This is a genomic window from Gillisia sp. CAL575, assembly GCF_000403785.1.
Classification (GTDB): Bacteria; Bacteroidota; Bacteroidia; order Flavobacteriales; family Flavobacteriaceae; genus Gillisia.
In genome coordinates this window covers 28,791-45,250 of the sequence record NZ_APHJ01000021.1, presented here as the reverse complement: position 1 = coordinate 45,250, position 16,460 = coordinate 28,791, and the positions used below count along the sequence as shown (strand labels likewise).

12 protein-coding genes are annotated in these 16,460 nt (G+C 34.8%); 10 read left to right on the top strand and 2 right to left on the bottom strand.

Features of this window, described 5'->3' with window-relative positions:
• Positions 1-50: 50 nt before the first annotated feature.
• On the bottom strand, positions 51-1,496 hold the full coding sequence (miaB, locus tag I130_RS03040; protein ID WP_034919228.1) for a tRNA (N6-isopentenyl adenosine(37)-C2)-methylthiotransferase MiaB: 1,446 nt from the start codon (positions 1,494-1,496) through the stop codon (positions 51-53).
• A 130-nt stretch (positions 1,497-1,626) separates the two neighbouring features.
• On the opposite strand from miaB, the gene I130_RS03035 reads away from it, so the two are divergent.
• The 8 genes from I130_RS03035 to I130_RS03000 all read left to right on the top strand — a co-directional run bounded on the left by I130_RS03035 (position 1,627) and on the right by I130_RS03000 (position 12,731).
• Complete coding sequence (locus I130_RS03035; RefSeq protein WP_034919223.1) at positions 1,627-2,853, top strand: LVIVD repeat-containing protein; 1,227 nt, start codon at positions 1,627-1,629, stop codon at positions 2,851-2,853.
• A 264-nt stretch (positions 2,854-3,117) separates the two neighbouring features.
• Positions 3,118-5,655: a type I DNA topoisomerase gene (gene topA / locus I130_RS03030; RefSeq protein WP_034919220.1), complete on the top strand. Its 2,538-nt coding sequence runs from the start codon at positions 3,118-3,120 to the stop codon at positions 5,653-5,655.
• Positions 5,656-5,658: 3 nt separating this feature from the next.
• On the top strand, positions 5,659-6,822 hold the full coding sequence (locus I130_RS03025) for a formimidoylglutamase (RefSeq protein ID WP_034920449.1): 1,164 nt from the start codon (positions 5,659-5,661) through the stop codon (positions 6,820-6,822).
• 114 nt (positions 6,823-6,936) lie between these two features.
• A complete protein-coding gene (gene gldK / locus I130_RS03020) occupies positions 6,937-8,301 on the top strand; it encodes a gliding motility lipoprotein GldK (protein ID WP_034919216.1) in 1,365 nt (454 codons plus the stop codon).
• Positions 8,302-8,359: 58 nt separating this feature from the next.
• On the top strand, positions 8,360-9,010 hold the full coding sequence (gene gldL, locus I130_RS03015; RefSeq protein WP_034919212.1) for a gliding motility protein GldL: 651 nt from the start codon (positions 8,360-8,362) through the stop codon (positions 9,008-9,010).
• A 54-nt stretch (positions 9,011-9,064) separates the two neighbouring features.
• Positions 9,065-10,606, top strand: a complete 1,542-nt coding sequence (gene gldM / locus I130_RS03010) for a gliding motility protein GldM (protein ID WP_034919209.1) — start codon at positions 9,065-9,067, stop codon at positions 10,604-10,606.
• A gap of 13 nt (positions 10,607-10,619) precedes the next feature.
• The gene (gldN, locus tag I130_RS03005; RefSeq protein WP_034919206.1) at positions 10,620-11,513 is read left to right on the top strand and encodes a gliding motility protein GldN; all 894 of its coding nucleotides are present in this window, start codon (positions 10,620-10,622) and stop codon (positions 11,511-11,513) included.
• 156 nt (positions 11,514-11,669) lie between these two features.
• Entirely contained in the window at positions 11,670-12,731 is a 1,062-nt protein-coding gene (locus tag I130_RS03000) for an NAD(P)/FAD-dependent oxidoreductase (protein ID WP_034919203.1), read from the top strand.
• Here I130_RS03000 and I130_RS02995 read toward each other — a convergent pair.
• Positions 12,713-13,090: a DUF983 domain-containing protein gene (locus I130_RS02995; protein WP_034919200.1), complete on the bottom strand. Its 378-nt coding sequence runs from the start codon at positions 13,088-13,090 to the stop codon at positions 12,713-12,715. The two genes, I130_RS03000 and I130_RS02995, sit on opposite strands and share 19 nt — an antisense overlap.
• Positions 13,091-13,148: 58 nt before the next feature.
• Here I130_RS02995 and I130_RS02990 point away from each other — a divergent pair, with 58 nt between their 5' ends.
• Together I130_RS02990 and I130_RS02985 are read left to right on the top strand one after the other, a co-directional pair.
• Positions 13,149-15,062, top strand: a complete 1,914-nt coding sequence (locus tag I130_RS02990; RefSeq protein WP_034919197.1) for an ABC-F family ATP-binding cassette domain-containing protein — start codon at positions 13,149-13,151, stop codon at positions 15,060-15,062.
• A gap of 266 nt (positions 15,063-15,328) precedes the next feature.
• On the top strand, positions 15,329-16,459 hold the full coding sequence (locus I130_RS02985; protein WP_034919193.1) for an efflux RND transporter periplasmic adaptor subunit: 1,131 nt from the start codon (positions 15,329-15,331) through the stop codon (positions 16,457-16,459).
• The last annotated feature ends 1 nt before the right edge of the window (position 16,460 follow it).

Sequence of the window (16,460 nt, the reverse complement as noted above, 5' to 3'; positions counted from 1 at the left end):
TTACACCAGATTACAACTTTAAATTTATATAATTTTTTATTGGCGAGTCACTAGTTATGGATGCTATATCCAACAGGTTTACCAATAAGGGTTCCGCTGGTACAGTCGGTAATTTCAATATTAACGAAATCTCCAATTTTATAGTCTTCTTTGTCAAAAACTGCAACTGCATTATAAGTAGTTCTACCACTCCATTGCTTATCAGATTTTTTTGACTCTCTTTCAATTAGTATTTCTACTGTTTTTCCAATATACCCTTGTGTTCTAAGAAGGGAATGTTCGCGCTGAAGTTTTACAATTTCTGCAAGCCTTCTTTGTTTTATGTCTTCAGGAACATCATCTTCAAATTTCTTAGCACCTAATGTTCCAGGTCTTTCAGAATAAGAGTACATATATCCAAAATCGTATTTTACATGTTCCATTAAAGATAAGGTGTCCTGATGATCTTCCTCTGTCTCACCACAAAATCCTGCGATCATATCTTGAGAAATAGCACAATCTGGAATTCTCTTTCTTATATTATCTATAAGTGTAAAATATTCTTCTCTTGTATGCAGTCTGTTCATTCTTTCTAAGACAGCGTCACTTCCACTTTGGACAGGTAAATGAATGTGTTTACAAATATTTTGATATTTCACCATCATATCTACCACATCCATCGTCATATCCTGCGGATTAGATGTAGAAAAACGAATACGTAATTTAGGATGTGCTTCAGCAACAATTTTTAGTAATGTGGCAAAATTAGTTGCCGTTGCTTTTTCTATTTCAGAAGCATTCTTAAAATCTTTTTTAAGTCCACCGCCATACCATAAGTAACTATCTACATTCTGGCCCAGAAGCGTAATTTCTTTAAAACCTTTACTGGCGAGATCATTAACTTCTTCTATGATACTCTGTGGATCCCTACTTCTCTCACGACCTCTCGTAAAAGGAACTACGCAGAAAGTACACATATTATCACAACCTCTGGTAATAGAAACCAAAGCAGAGACTCCATTACTTTGTAATCTTACGGGAGAAATATCCCCATAAGTTTCATCTTTAGAAAGAATTACGTTCACTGCATTTCTTCCTTCTTCAACTTCACTAATAAGATTAGGAAGATCTTTATAAGCATCTGGTCCCACTACGAGATCTACGATCTTTTCTTCTTCTAAAAATTTGCTTTTTAAACGCTCGGCCATACATCCAAGAACACCAACCTTCATCTTTGGGTTTATTCTTTTTACAGCATTGTATTTTTGTAAACGCTTTCTTACAGTTTGTTCAGCTTTATCTCTAATAGAGCAGGTGTTTACTAAAACTAAGTCTGCATCTTCAAGATTTTGTGTGGTATTAAATCCCTCTTTTTGAAGTATGGATGCTACAATCTCACTGTCGCTAAAATTCATTGCGCAACCATAGCTCTCAATGAATAACTTTCGTGTATTATCGGCTTTCGGCTCTCTAACCAGGGTATTTCCCTGTAATTTCTCATCTATGATCTTCTCCATATGTCAATCGTGTCCTTATAGGTAATTTAGCTTGCAAAGATATGTTTTACTGCGGTTATGACAAAGTGACAGATATTTTTTTTATCTTTATTTTATATCCCTACATATGAAACCATAAAGTTGGAATAGTATGAAAAAATTTACTTATTCGGTATTAGCAGTGTTTTTGGCGATTTTTCTCTCTTGTGAAAAAGATAAAATTGCAATGGAAGAGTATAGTGTCGCAATTCCAATTGTTCAGTCTAAAGCCGATTTTAGAGCTTCAATTTCTATAGATAGTCCTAAAGCGATTAAGCAATCTGGTAAAATTTATGTGTATGAAAATTACATTTTTGTAAATGATAATGGGAAAGGGGTGCATATTCTTGATAATTCTAATTTTTCTCCTGTTAAATTAAAATTTTTGAACATTCCAGGAAACACAGATATTGCTATTAAGGATGATCTTTTATATGCCAATTCCAAAATGGATCTGGTTATATTTGATATTAGCGATCTTAATAATTTTAAACTGAAAGACCGAGTAGAAGAAGTTTTTGAGGATGAACTTTTACGACCTACAGAAAATGTGCAGGAGTATGATTTTTCGAATTTTGACTGGGATAATAATATTGTGATAGGTTATACTATTGAAACGAGAGAAAGGGAGGTGCCAACATATATTACTAATGAACAACCCCAACCAAATTTTTCTGAATTTGATGGTTCTGGTACAGGAGGTTCCATGGCGAGATTTAATATATCAGATAATTTTTTATATGTGGTAGGAGAATATAATTTATCTGTTTTTGATATTAGTAATCCTACAACTCCCACCATTACAAGCCAAGAACAGGTAGGATGGCAAATTGAGACAATCTTTAATAATGAAGGCTATTTATACCTAGGCAGCGCCACAGGTTTGTATATATATGATATTGAAAATCCGGCTAAACCTGTCTATGCTTCAGATATTCAACATATTTATGGATGTGACCCAGTTGTGGTAAAGGATGATTTGGCGTATGTAACTATTCGAGGCGGAAATCTTTGCGGACAGGAATTTAGTCAGCTGGAAATAATTGATATTTCAGATAAAAAGAACCCTCAAAGTCTTCAGATTTATGAAATGGAAAGTCCCTACGGGCTTGGAGTTAAAGATGATCGCCTTTTTGTATGTGATGGGGAATTTGGATTAAAAATCTATGATACCTCGAATTCTCCCGAATTAGAAATGACTGATCATTTTAAGGAATTGAATGCTTATGATGTTATTCCGATGGAAAATGCTTTGATCATGATAGGAGATAACGTCCTTAGCCAGTACAGTTATAAAGGAGGTGCAATAACATTAATCAATACTTATAGTTTAGACTGATTTTCTTTAGATCAGAATAAAGATAAAAACAATTTTTCGCATTGAAACTTTAGATTTTTTGTGCGGAATCTTAGTTTTTTAAATCTGAATAATGGGTTTAATGCTTTACAATCTCCCTATTTTATTGCACCCTTAAAAAGACAGGTCAATACCTCTCATTGAAATAATTTTGAAGATCAAACAACCACATTTTTATGCGATTTTAATAAAGATGTAAGTCATATTTAAAAATTGCCCTACTTTTGCAACTAGAAAAAAAGATTTATGGCAAAGAATTTAGTGATTGTAGAGTCTCCGGCCAAAGCCAAAACCATCGAAAAATTTTTAGGGAAGGATTTTACTGTAATGTCCAGCTTTGGGCATATTGCAGACTTACCTACCAAAGAATTGGGAGTGGATACAGAAGGGGATTTTAAACCTAAATATATAGTATCTAAGGATAAGAAAGATGTAGTTAGCAAATTAAAGAAGCAGGCAAAGATTGCTGAAATGGTTTGGTTAGCAAGTGATGAGGATCGAGAGGGAGAGGCAATCGCATGGCATTTAGCCGAAGAGCTTAAACTAGATAAAGATAGAACTAAAAGAATAGTGTTTCACGAGATCACCAAAACAGCGATCTTAAAAGCTATAGAAAATCCGCGAGATATTAATTATGATCTCGTAAATGCTCAACAGGCAAGAAGAGTATTGGATAGATTAGTGGGATATGAGCTTTCTCCTGTGTTATGGAGAAAAGTGAAAGGTGGGCTTTCTGCGGGAAGGGTGCAATCTGTATCTGTACGTTTAATAGTAGAAAGAGAACGAGAGATCAACGATTTCAATGCAGAGGCGTCTTATAGAATAGATGCAGAGTTTACTACAGAAGAAGGAAAAACTTTAAAAGCAAAATTGCCTCGTAATTTTGATACTAAGGAAGAAGCAGAAAAGTTTCTTTTAGAGAATCAGCAGGCTAATTTTAAAGTAGCAGATCTTACTACTAAGCCCGCTAAAAAATCTCCAGCACCGCCATTTACAACTTCTACGCTTCAGCAAGAGGCATCAAGAAAGTTGTATTTTTCAGTAAGTAAAACTATGACTATGGCGCAACGTTTATACGAAGCGGGCCATATTACTTATATGAGAACAGATTCTGTAAATTTATCTGATGATGCCCGAAAAGGTGCAAAAGATGAAATTCTGAAAGCATACGGGGAGAAATTCAGCAAAACAAGACAATTTAAAGGAAAATCTAAAGGAGCACAAGAGGCTCACGAAGCGATTAGGCCAACAAATTTTGAGAATCATACAGTAAATGCAGATCGCGATCAAGAGCGTTTGTATGAATTGATCTGGAAAAGAGCTATCGCTTCTCAAATGAGTGATGCACAGTTAGAGCGTACAAACGTGAAGATTGAAGCTGACAAGCACGATAAGCAATTCACCGCTAATGGTGAGGTTTTGAAATTTGAAGGTTTCTTAAAAGTGTATTTAGAAGGAAGTGATGATGAAGATGAAGAGCAAGAAGGAATGCTTCCTGCTTTACGAGTAAATGAGAAATTGGACAATAATTATATCACCGCTACAGAGAGATTTACAAGGCCTCCTTATAGATATACGGAAGCTTCTTTGGTTAAGAAATTAGAGGAATTAGGGATAGGAAGACCTTCCACCTACGCGCCTACTATTTCTACCATCCAGAATCGTAATTATGTAGAAAAAGGAACTGTAGATGGTGTTGAGCGAAAATATGCGCAGTTAAGCTTGAAAAATGATAAGTTCAGTGAACAGGAATTAACTGAAAATATTGGAAGTGATAAAGGAAAGTTAGTTCCTACAGCAGTTGGTCAGGTTGTGAATGACTTTTTAGTGATGCACTTTTCTAATATTTTAGATTATAACTTTACGGCGAAAGTAGAGCAGAGTTTTGATGATATAGCTGAAGGAAACGAGGAATGGACTAAAATGTTGAGAGACTTTTATTCTGAATTTCATCCTCAAGTATTAGATGTTGCAGCAAATGCAGATAGAGAAGTAGGGGAACGGGTTTTAGGGAAAGATCCTGAGTCTGGAAAACCTGTAAGTGTACGTTTAGGGAAATTTGGGCCGATGGTGCAAATTGGATCTGTAGAAGATGAGGAAAAACCAAGATTTGCGGGATTAACGCCGAATCAGTCTTTAGATTCTATCACTTATGAAGAAGCTATGGATCTTTTCCAACTTCCGAAAGAAATAGGAGAGTGGGAAGGAAAGCCAGTTGAGGTAAATAACGGAAGATTTGGACCCTATGTAAAATATGCGGGGAAATTCGTTTCCTTAGATAAAGGGGAAGATCCTATGAGTGTAGATATGGAACGTGCTTTAGAGCTTATTGAAGCGAAAGAAAAAGCAGATGCTCCAATATATTTTTACAATGAGCTTCCTGTGCAAAAAGGAGTTGGTAGATTTGGACCATTTTTAAAGTGGAATAATATATTCATCAATGTAAATAAGAAATACGACTTTGATAATTTAACCAACGCCAATATAGAAGAGCTTATTGCAGATAAGATTCAGAAGGAAATAGATAAGGTGCTACATAATTGGGAAGAAGAAGGGATTCGTGTAGAAAAAGCACGATGGGGACGCTCTAATATCATAAAGGGAAAAACCAAGATCGAATTGCCTAAAACTGTAGATGCAACTAAACTAACTCTAGTTGAGGTGCAGGAAATTATAGAAAAGAATACTAAGAAGAAACCTGCGAAAAAGAAAGCTGCTGCTAAGAAAAAGGCGCCAGCAAAGAAACCTGCCGCTAAAAAGAAACCAGCTCCCAAAAAGAAGTAATTGATGGATTTTGAATTTTTAAGACCTGTAGAGCAAGAATTATTTGAAGAAATTGTTTCGGCAAAATCACATAATTTAGGAAGCCAATTACTGGTTCATACTCAAGCCTCAGGAATTCCTGATCTTGAAAATGTTCAGATTGCAATAGTTTCAGTAAATGAAAATAGATTAGCAGATGGTTATGAAGATGAGTTTCTTAATTTCAATAAAATAAGAAGATCTATTTATAGCCTGTATCCGGGAAACTGGGATTTAAATATTGCGGATCTTGGTTCTATAGATAAAGGAGAGACTGTAGAAGATACTTATTTTGCATTGCAGAGCTTAGTAAAACAGCTACTCAAGAAAAATATTATTCCAATAATTTTAGGTGGAAGTCAAGATTTAATTTACGCACAATATAGAGCATACGATTTTGTGGAGCAAATGGTCAATCTTGTTAATGTAGATTCGAGATTTGATCTAGGAGATGCAGAAAAGCCAATAAGTAGTAAATCCTATATTGGTAAAATAGTAGTGAATAAGCCTTATAATTTATTTAATTATTCTAATGTAGGCTATCAAACATATTATAACTCCCAGGAGGAAATTGGTTTGATGGAACGTTTGTTCTTTGATGCTTTTAGGCTAGGTGAGGTTTCAAATAATATAAAAATTGTTGAGCCAGTAATGAGAGATGCAAATTTAGTTGGCATAGATCTTAATGCTGTGAATGCGTCTTCAATTAATAGTTCCCCAAACAATTCCCCTAACGGATTTGATGGAAAGGAAATTTGTGCCCTATCGCGTTATGCCGGAATAAGCGATAAAGTTTCTTCCTTTGGGATCTATGAGTATACTTCTAATTATTCTGAAACCGGCAACATGTTAATAGCTCAGATGATCTGGTATTTTATAGAAGGAGTTAATTACAGATCTAATGAGAACACTCTTACGGCTAAAAAGGATTTCACTAAATACCAAGTGCCAATAGAAGATGAGATTCTAGTATTTTTTAAAAGTCCCAGAACCGGTAGATGGTGGATAGAGATACCTTTTATTTCAAATTCTAATACTAAACTTAAAAGGCATACGTTATTACCTTGCAACCATGAGGATTACTTAGAGGCTTGCAATCAAGTTATTCCAGAGAGATGGTATAAGACCAAAAGGAAGAACGAAGTTTAAAATTTTGGTAGCATATTCATATATTACTGTATTTTTGCAAAAAGTATTGTTTTTTAAAATTTATTTGGATAGGTTTACTACCTAAATCAAATATGTCATAACCAGAGAGATATTATGAAGAAATTATTTTCGCTTATTGCTGTAATTACTATGCTTGCGAGCTGTAACAGTGGTGATCGTGGGCAACTTGTAGGTGCGCAAGGTAAGAGATGGAATCCGGAGAAACCTTTTGGAATGACGTTAATACCAGGTGGTGCATTCATTATGGGTAAGGCAGATGACGATATCGCCGATGCGAAAAATGCGCCAACTAAAACGGTTACAGTGCGTTCTTTTTATATGGACGAAACAGAAATTACTAATACTGAATATAGACAATTCACCAATTGGGTGCGTGATTCTATAGTTAGAATGAATCTTGCTATTGAAGCAGATTTTGAAGGTGCAACCGGAGATCAAGATGGTATAGGAGAATATGCGTTTCTAGATTCTAACGAGGAAGATATGACCGTATATGAGAAATATATGTACGATAACTACACTCAATTTTCTGAAGATTATCAAGGAAGAAAGCTGAATAAAGATATCGATATTATCTGGGATACTAGAGATTATCCAGATGAAGCATATACTCGTGTAATGGATTCTATGTATATTCCTTTGGAAGAATCTTATAACGGACAAAGAACTATAGACGTTAAAAAGTTGAAATTCAAATACCGTTGGATGGATATTCAGAAAGCGGCAAGGACAAAAACTCAAAAGAGAAGTGATTTTATAGTTACTGAAGAAGTGAATGTGTATCCGGATACAACTGTTTGGATCAAAGATTTCAATTATTCTTACAACGAACCTATGCATAACGATTATTATTGGCATACCGCCTTTGATGATTACCCTGTAGTTGGGGTTAGCTGGAAGCAAGCTAAAGCTTTTACTCAGTGGAGAACATTGTACCATAATTCATACAGAAAATCTAAAGGAGATCACGATGTTCCTTTCTATAGATTGCCAACTGAAGCAGAATGGGAATATGCTGCAAGAGGAGGTTTACAATCTGCAACCTTTCCATGGGGTGGGCCATATGCTAAAAATGACAGAGGTTGTTTTATGGCTAACTTCAAACCTTTAAGAGGGGATTATGCGGCAGATCAAGCTTTGTATACTGTGGAGGCAAAATCTTATGAACCAAATGATTATAATTTATATAATATGGCAGGAAATGTAGCAGAATGGGTAAATTCTTCTTACGATCCAGCTGCTTATGAATATATGTCTTCTATGAATCCTACCGTAAATGATGAAAACGATATGCGAAAGGTAGTAAGAGGCGGATCTTGGAAAGATGTTGCTTATTTCCTACAAGTAAGCACAAGAGATTATGAATACTCAGATACAGCGAGAAGTTATATTGGTTTTAGAACAGTACAAGATTATCTTGGAACAGATGTTACTTTAAACCAATCTCCAAAAAATTAATAAAAAAGAATAAGAACCCAAATTAATAATAACCAACAAGACAACTCAATCAACTGTTATGGCAAAGTCAAAGAATAGAATGAAATTCATGAATATGGTGTATGGCCTTGGAGCCGCGGTAGTAATTATCGGAGCTCTTTTTAAAATTATGCACTGGCCTTTTGGAAATTTAATGCTGATTATTGGATTAATTACTGAAGCTATTGTATTTGCGATCTCCGCATTTGAGCCTGTAGATGATGATCTTGATTGGGCTTTAGTATATCCAGAATTAAATGGAGGTTCTGCAGCTGCAAGACACAATGCTTTAATTGAAGATGATAAAGAAACTGAAGCATCTCTATCTAAGAAGTTAGATGTTATGTTGAAAGAAGCTAAGATTGATGCTAATCTAATGGAAAGCCTTGGAACTAGCATTCGTAATTTTGAAGGAGCAGCTAAAGGAATTGCACCTACCGTTGATTCTATGGTTTCTCAAAGAAAATACAGTGAAGAATTAGGTGTGGCTGCAGCTCAAATGGAAACATTGAACAACTTATATAAAGTGCAAGTAGAATCTGCTGCTAGACAAGCGGAGGTTAATGAAGAAGTTGCACAAAATGCAGTTAAATTAAAAGATCAAATGAGTTCTATGGCAGAGAACCTATCTTCATTAAATGGAGTTTATGGTGGTATGCTTACTGCAATGAATGTGAATGGAAGAGCATAATTATTTAGTTGTAATGACTAGAATTGATCTAATAAAAAACTAAAATAATTATACATGGCGTCTGGAAAACAATCACCAAGACAGAAGATGATTAACCTAATGTACTTGGTTTTCATTGCAATGTTGGCTTTAAATATGTCTAAAGAGGTACTTACCGCTTTTGGATTAATGAATGAAAAATTAGCAGAGTCTAATACCACAACCGCTCAAAGGAACAATGCGTTCTTAGCAGGATTGGAAGAGAAAGTGGGCGAACAGCCTGCAAAGTATGCTCCTTTAAAAGAAAAAGCAGATAAAATTCATGTTTTGTCTGAAGATTTTAACTCTTATTTAGAAACTTTAAAATCTGATCTTTTAGCTAATGTAAATGATAAGACTGAATATGAGGAAATGGATAAATCCAATGAGTTGGATGAAATGTTTTTTCAAAGCGGTAGAATTAGCCCAAAAGGTCAAGAATTCTTAGATAAAATGGCCAGTTATAAAAATGGCGTTGTATCTATTATTGGTAGCGAAAAAGGATTCGAAAAAATAATACAAAATGTGCAAACAGAATTCTCAACTGAATCTGTTAAGGTAGATGGTGCTAATGTAGAATGGTTAAAATATCGTTATGAAGGTTTTCCTTTAGTGGCTTCTATTACTCAACTTACACAAACACAAGCAGACGTTAAGTCTACAGAAAGTGAAATTCTTTCAGCAATGTTATCTGGACAATTACAGAGTGAAGTTTCTTTAACTAATTATGAAGCTATTGTTGTACCTTCTAAAACAGCATTCTTTAGTGGTGAAAACTTTAAGGGAAAAGTAGTTTTAGGAAGAGTAGATAATACGTTAAAGTTTGACAATGTTGTAGTTAATGGCAAGAAAGTTGAAAGCTCTCAAGCCGGACAAGTTGTTCTTGATTTCCCTGCAGGGAATGTTGGTGAGCAAGAGATTAAAGGTGAGATTCAGTTTAAGGAGGGTGATTCTGTTGTGAAAATTCCTATTTCTAGCTCTTATGCTGTAATCCCAAAACCAAATTCTGCAGTAATTTCAGCAGATAAAATGAATGTGGTATATCGTGGAGTTCAAAACCCTATGACTATTTCCATTCCTGGAGTAGGGAGTGTAACTGCAAATGCTCCTGGACTTAGTCCAGCTGGAGGTGCAGGTAAATATGTAATGGATGTTACAACATTACAAGCCAGAGAAGTAACTATTAGTGTGAGTGGTAAACTTCCTGGTGGTGAGACGGTTTCAGATAAAAAGAGCTTTAGAGTTAAAGATATCCCTAGACCTGTTGGAACCATTCGTGGGGAAGATGGTGCAGTTAAAATGCAACGTAACAGTTTAGAGATTTCAGAAGTTGGTGCAATTTTACCAGATTTTGATTTTGAGTTAGGATTAAGAGTAACAGGGTTCAGTTTTAAAGTGTCAGGTCAGCCTACCATTAAAGTTAATGGCGGTAGATTGGACGCTTCTTCTAAAGCGGCATTAAGACGTGCAGGAAGAGGTGAGACGGTACAAATATTCGATATTGAGGCGCAATTAGCTACCAATAGCGGATATAAACTTAAGAAAGTATCTCCAGTATTTGTGGAGTTAACAAACTAATAAATTCATTATAATGAAGTGGAATCAGATTATGATTGGTGTATTTGGATTGCTTATTACCGGTTCGGTAATGGGACAGGCGAATATGCTAAATGCGACCTCTCCAGATCAAATTGGACAGTTATCTGAGGGGGAGAAAGCGGTGAAGAAAGAAAGCAAACCATTGCCTTATGGTTTTGTAGATGATAGGGATGTCTTGTGGTCTAAAAATACATGGGAGATCATAGATCTAGATGAACGCGTTAACTTCCCTATGTATTATCCTATAGATACCAATAATATTGGTTCTAATAGAAGATCACTATATGATGTTCTAATGACAGGGATAAAATCTGGAAAGATCAAGAATATCTATGCAGATTCTTACTTTAATGAAAAGAGAACTTTGAGCGATATTAGTGCGGCTATCTCTAAGGTAGATACTACAGATCTTGGGGTTGAACAGTATAATGCCGGAGAAGAAATAGATCAGCAGTTCATTGATAGAAGAGATATAACTTCAGCAGACATTGCAGAATATCATATTCGTGGAATGTGGTATTTCGATAAGCGTATGGCTGAGTTGAAATATAGAATATTAGGAATTGCTCCAGTTGCTCCAGATGTAAATTTCATTGATGATGAGACACCAGATTTAGTTGAATTATTTTGGGTTTGGTTTCCAGATGCTCGTGAAGTTTTATTTGATAATAATGCTTTTAATGGAAGCAATACCGCTCAATCTATAACATTTGATCATTTGCTGAATGCGAGAAGATTTAATGCTGTGATCTATAAAGAGGATAATGTACAAGGTGATCGTGAAGTAGATGAATATATTGCTGAGAATGCTTTTATGCAATTATTAGAATCTGAAAGGATTAAAGAACAAATCCGGAATTTTGAATCAGATATGTGGAACTACTAAGTTTCAATTTTTAAGTAAACTAAGCGCTCCGGAAATTCCGGGGCGTTTTTTAATCCCTCACATAGGGTTTAGTTTCCCGCGAATCTCTTTGATTTCAAATTAGTTTTGGTGTCTTTTTTGTTGTGAGCTTGCCTTATGTAGTAGATTCTGTAAACTATGTTAGATTATATAATTGTAGGTTCTGGTTTGAGTGGGATTGCTATTTCTGAAAAGTTACTTGCTAAAGACAAAAAGATCCTTGTGTTTGATGATAACTCCCAATCTTCTTCTACAGTCGCAGGGGGAATTTATAATCCAGTTATATTAAAGAGATTTACACTGGCATGGAACGCAAATGAACAATTAGATATTGCCCTTTCTTTTTATGGTTCCTTAGAGAAAAAATTAAATATCAATTTAGTCCAAGCTTTACCCATTTATAGAAGATTCCATTCTATTGAAGAACAAAATAACTGGTTTTCTGCAATGGATAAGCCTTATTTAAGTAGATTTTTGGATGAGAAATTAGTTTCGACAATTAATCCACATATTCCCTCATCGCATTCATTTGGACTTGTTAAAGAAACCGGAGTAATAAATACAGAGATCCTACTAGAAAAATATCGTGATTATTTAGCTGAAATAAATTCGTTTCAGCAAGAGACCTTCGATTTTGATCATTTAAAAATAAATGAAGATCATTATACTTATAAAAACTGGAAAGCTAAAAAGATTATATTTTGCGATGGCTTCGGATTAAAAAAGAATCCATATTTCAATTATTTGCCTTTAAATGGGAATAAAGGAGAATATCTTATTATTAAAGCTGAAGGCTTAAAGTTGGAAGTTGCCGTAAAATCTTCGGTTTTTATTATTCCTCTAGGAAACGATCTTTATAAAGTTGGTGCAACATATAATAATTGGGATAAATCTAAGGAACCAACTGAAGATGGGAAAAACTATTTGCTAGAGAAATTAAATGGATTTTTAAAATGTGATTTTGAAGTGGTGGATCAAGTTGCGGGGATTCGTCCTGCTACTAACGATAGAAAGCCGTTAGTAGGTCAACATCCTGAATATGACAATATGTATTGTTGCAATGGTTTTGGCAGCAGAGGAGTCCTTATTGGACCTACGGTTGCTTCAGAATTAATTAGTAACATAGAAGATTCAATACCTCTTTCCGAAGAAATAGACATTCGCAGATTTGCTAAATTATATCAAACAGCTTCGTTATAATTTAAAAACATATTTATCCATATATTTCTGGAAAGCCTAAGTATTATTGGCATTAATACAATTAAGCTTAATGTAATGGCAATAAATGTGGTCATGAGTTCTCCTCCAAGAAATACATGTGCTATTATAAAAGCTGCAACAGAAACGGCAACTCCTAAGGCATAGCTTACATACATTGCCCCAAAGAAAAAAGAAGGTTCTATTTTATATTTTGTCCCGCAATGCGAACATCTTTCATGCATTTTTAAAATATTTTGCAGCTTATAAGGGTTGGAATCTACGTACATACTTTCTTTCTGACACACGGGACAAGTGCCTGTTAGTATACTATATGATTTTGAACCTTTTAAGAATTGCATTTCTATTTTTTTAGTAAAGCAAAAATAGGCATCTTTGCAAAAAATTTAGAGTAAAATAATGCTTAACATTCATAATTTATCTATTTCATTCGGAGGCGAGAGTTTATTTGATGAAATTACCTTTAGACTTGGCGCGGGAGATCGCGTAGGACTTATTGGTAAGAACGGTGCGGGAAAGTCTACAATGCTTAAAATCCTTTCAGGGGAACAAGAGGCAGATACAGGGCAAATAGCTAAAGACAAGGAGCTTAAAATTGGTTTCTTAAAACAAGACATAGATTTTATTCAAGGTCGTACTGTGATCCAAGAGGCACAACAAGCCTTTGTTGAGATCAAGCAGATGGAGAAAAAGATCGATTTTATCAATGAGCAGTTAGCTACTAGAACTGATTACGAAAGTGATGAATACACCCAAATAATACAAGATCTTAGTGAAATCACTCATCAATATGAAATTATTGGTGGATATAACTACCAAGGGGAAACCGAAAAAGTACTTATTGGCCTTGGTTTTGAGCGTGATAAATTTGATAAACTTACCGATACTTTCTCTGGAGGTTGGAGAATGCGTATAGAATTGGCCAAACTTTTATTACAAAGTAATGATATTTTATTACTGGATGAGCCAACGAACCACTTGGATATCGAATCTATAATCTGGTTAGAATCGTTTTTAACTAATTATCCTGGATGTGTGATTATTGTATCTCACGATAAGATGTTTTTAGATAATGTTACCAATAGAACCATTGAAATCTCTCTTGGGAAGATCTACGATTATAAGAAACCATATTCGCAATATTTAGTTCTTCGTCAGGAATTGAGAGAGCAACAATTGGCTTCTCAAAAAAACCAGGCGAAACAAATTGAGCAAACCGAAAAATTGATAGAGAAATTCCGTGCTAAAGCTTCCAAAGCATCTATGGCTCAATCCTTAATTAAGAAGTTAGATAAGGTAGATCGAATAGAGGTTGATGAAGATGATAATGCGGTAATGAATTTGCGTTTTCCAATCTCTTTACAACCAGGGAAAATTGTAGTTGAGACAGAGGGAATTGGTAAAGCTTATGGTCCAGTTCAAATATTAGAAGATATAGATCTGCTTATAGAAAGAAGCAGTAAGATCGCTTTTGTTGGACAAAACGGACAAGGTAAAACCACCCTGGCTAAAGTTATAGTTGGTGAAATTGGTCATACTGGAAAATTAAAACTTGGACATAATGTACAGTTAGGATATTTCGCGCAGAATCAGGCAGATGAGCTGGATGGTGAAAAGACTGTTCTTGACACTATGATAGACGCTGCTACAGAGTCTACCAGGAGTAAAGTAAGAGATATGTTGGGATCGTTCCTTTTTAGAGGAGACGAGGTAAGTAAGAAGGTCAAAGTATTGTCTGGGGGAGAACGAAATAGACTTGCGCTTTGTAAGTTGTTGCTGCAGCCCTTTAATGTGCTTATTATGGATGAGCCAACCAATCACTTAGACATTAAATCTAAAAACGTACTAAAAGAGGCGCTTAAAAGCTTTGAAGGTACCTTAATAATTGTTTCTCACGATAGAGATTTCCTTCAGAATTTAACTCATTCTGTTTATGAGTTCAAGGATAAAAAGATTAAAGAATATTTAGGAGATATAGATTTTTATCTAGATCAACGCAATGTTGAAAACATGCGTGCTATTGAAAAACGAGATAAAGTTCAAAAAGAGGTATCTAACAATTCTAATTCTAAGCAATCTTATAACGATCAGAAAAAATTCAAATCTCTTCAGAATAAATTAAGTAATACTGAAGCCAAGATTAATAAACTGGAAAAGGAAATAAAAACCTTGGACCATGAGATGGCCACAAATTACAAAGCTGCTACCGCTAAACCACATTTTCTTGAAAATTATAAGAAAAAGAAAAAGGAAGTTGAGCAGCTAATGAAATCTTGGGAACAATTGCAAGAGGAGCTAGAGGTGATATCTTAATTTTTTTGAGGTAGCTTTTCCGTTTTTATGTCTATAAATAGTGGTTTAGATATAGTTTGTTTTATCTTGATTAGTGCTTTCGACAATTTCTAAGGATTAGCTCAAAATAATCATTTTTGAACTGTTGAAGCGAAGTCGAAATAATCTTCTGAAACTCAAAATCATTACATCAGCATAAAAGAAATTGCACTTTTAGCATAATTAAAAGGATTGTTGATTAAACGCTTTATACTTTTGTTAGTCTAAGGTATAATTTAAAGTCAATAATGCGTAAAATAATCCTTTCCATCCTAGGAGTAGTTCTTGTTATAGGTGCTGTTTTTGTAGCCAAAGCAATTATAGATAGTAATACAATAGAGAGACCTCCAGCTAAAAAAGTAGTAAAAACGGTTTATGTTCAAATGGTTAATAATGGGACGGTTCCTATTGTGATTCCTGCAAATGGTACCGTTACTGCTTTACGAAAAACCTCCATTTTTTCTGAAGTAGAAGGTATATTCAGAAGCAGTTCGAAACCTTTTAGACCCGGACAAGAATACTCTAGAGGACAAATGCTCTTGAGAATTGATGCTGCAGAATATGCTTCGAATGTTCGAGCCTCCAAAAGTGAATTATATAATAAGATAGCTTCTGTAATGCCAGATCTTAGGCTAGATTATCCAGATGTTTATCCAAAATGGGAAGCTTATTTAAATAACTTTGATGTTAATAAAAGTTTAGCTCCACTTCCAAAATCTTCTTCAGACCAAGAGAATTATTTTATTTCCGGGAGAGGTATTGTTTCGGGATATTATAATATTAAAAATCAAGAAACCAGACTTAATAAATTTACTATTGTCGCACCTTATAATGGTGTGCTTACGGAAGCTACCGTTACGGAAGGATCTTTGGTAAGGCCTGGTCAAAAACTTGGGGAATTTATAGATCCTTCAGAATATGAATTAGAGGTTGCGGTGAGAAAATCCTTTAGTGACTTACTAAAGGTAGGGGAGAGAGTTGCTCTTAAAAATCTAGAAGGAACTCAGCAATTTCAAGGAGAAGTAAGCAGGGTTAACAGTAAGATAGATGCAAACTCTCAGACAGTTCAGGTTTTTATAAAAATCAAAGATTCTAAAGTTAAAGAAGGAATGTATCTGGAAGCTAATTTGGAAGCAAGAAATGTTGAAAATGCCTTATCTATCGCAAGAAATCTATTAGTAGATCAAAATAAAGTCTTTGTTGTAGAAGACAATACGCTACAGTTAGTAGAAATAGATGCCGTTCATTTTTCATCTGAATCTGTGGTAATCACAGGTTTGGAAAATGGTGCAAAATTAATTTCAGCGCCGGTACCGGGAGCATTTGTAGGCATGCCGGTTGAAATAAGTGAAGATTCTAATCTAGCTAAAAATAACTAGT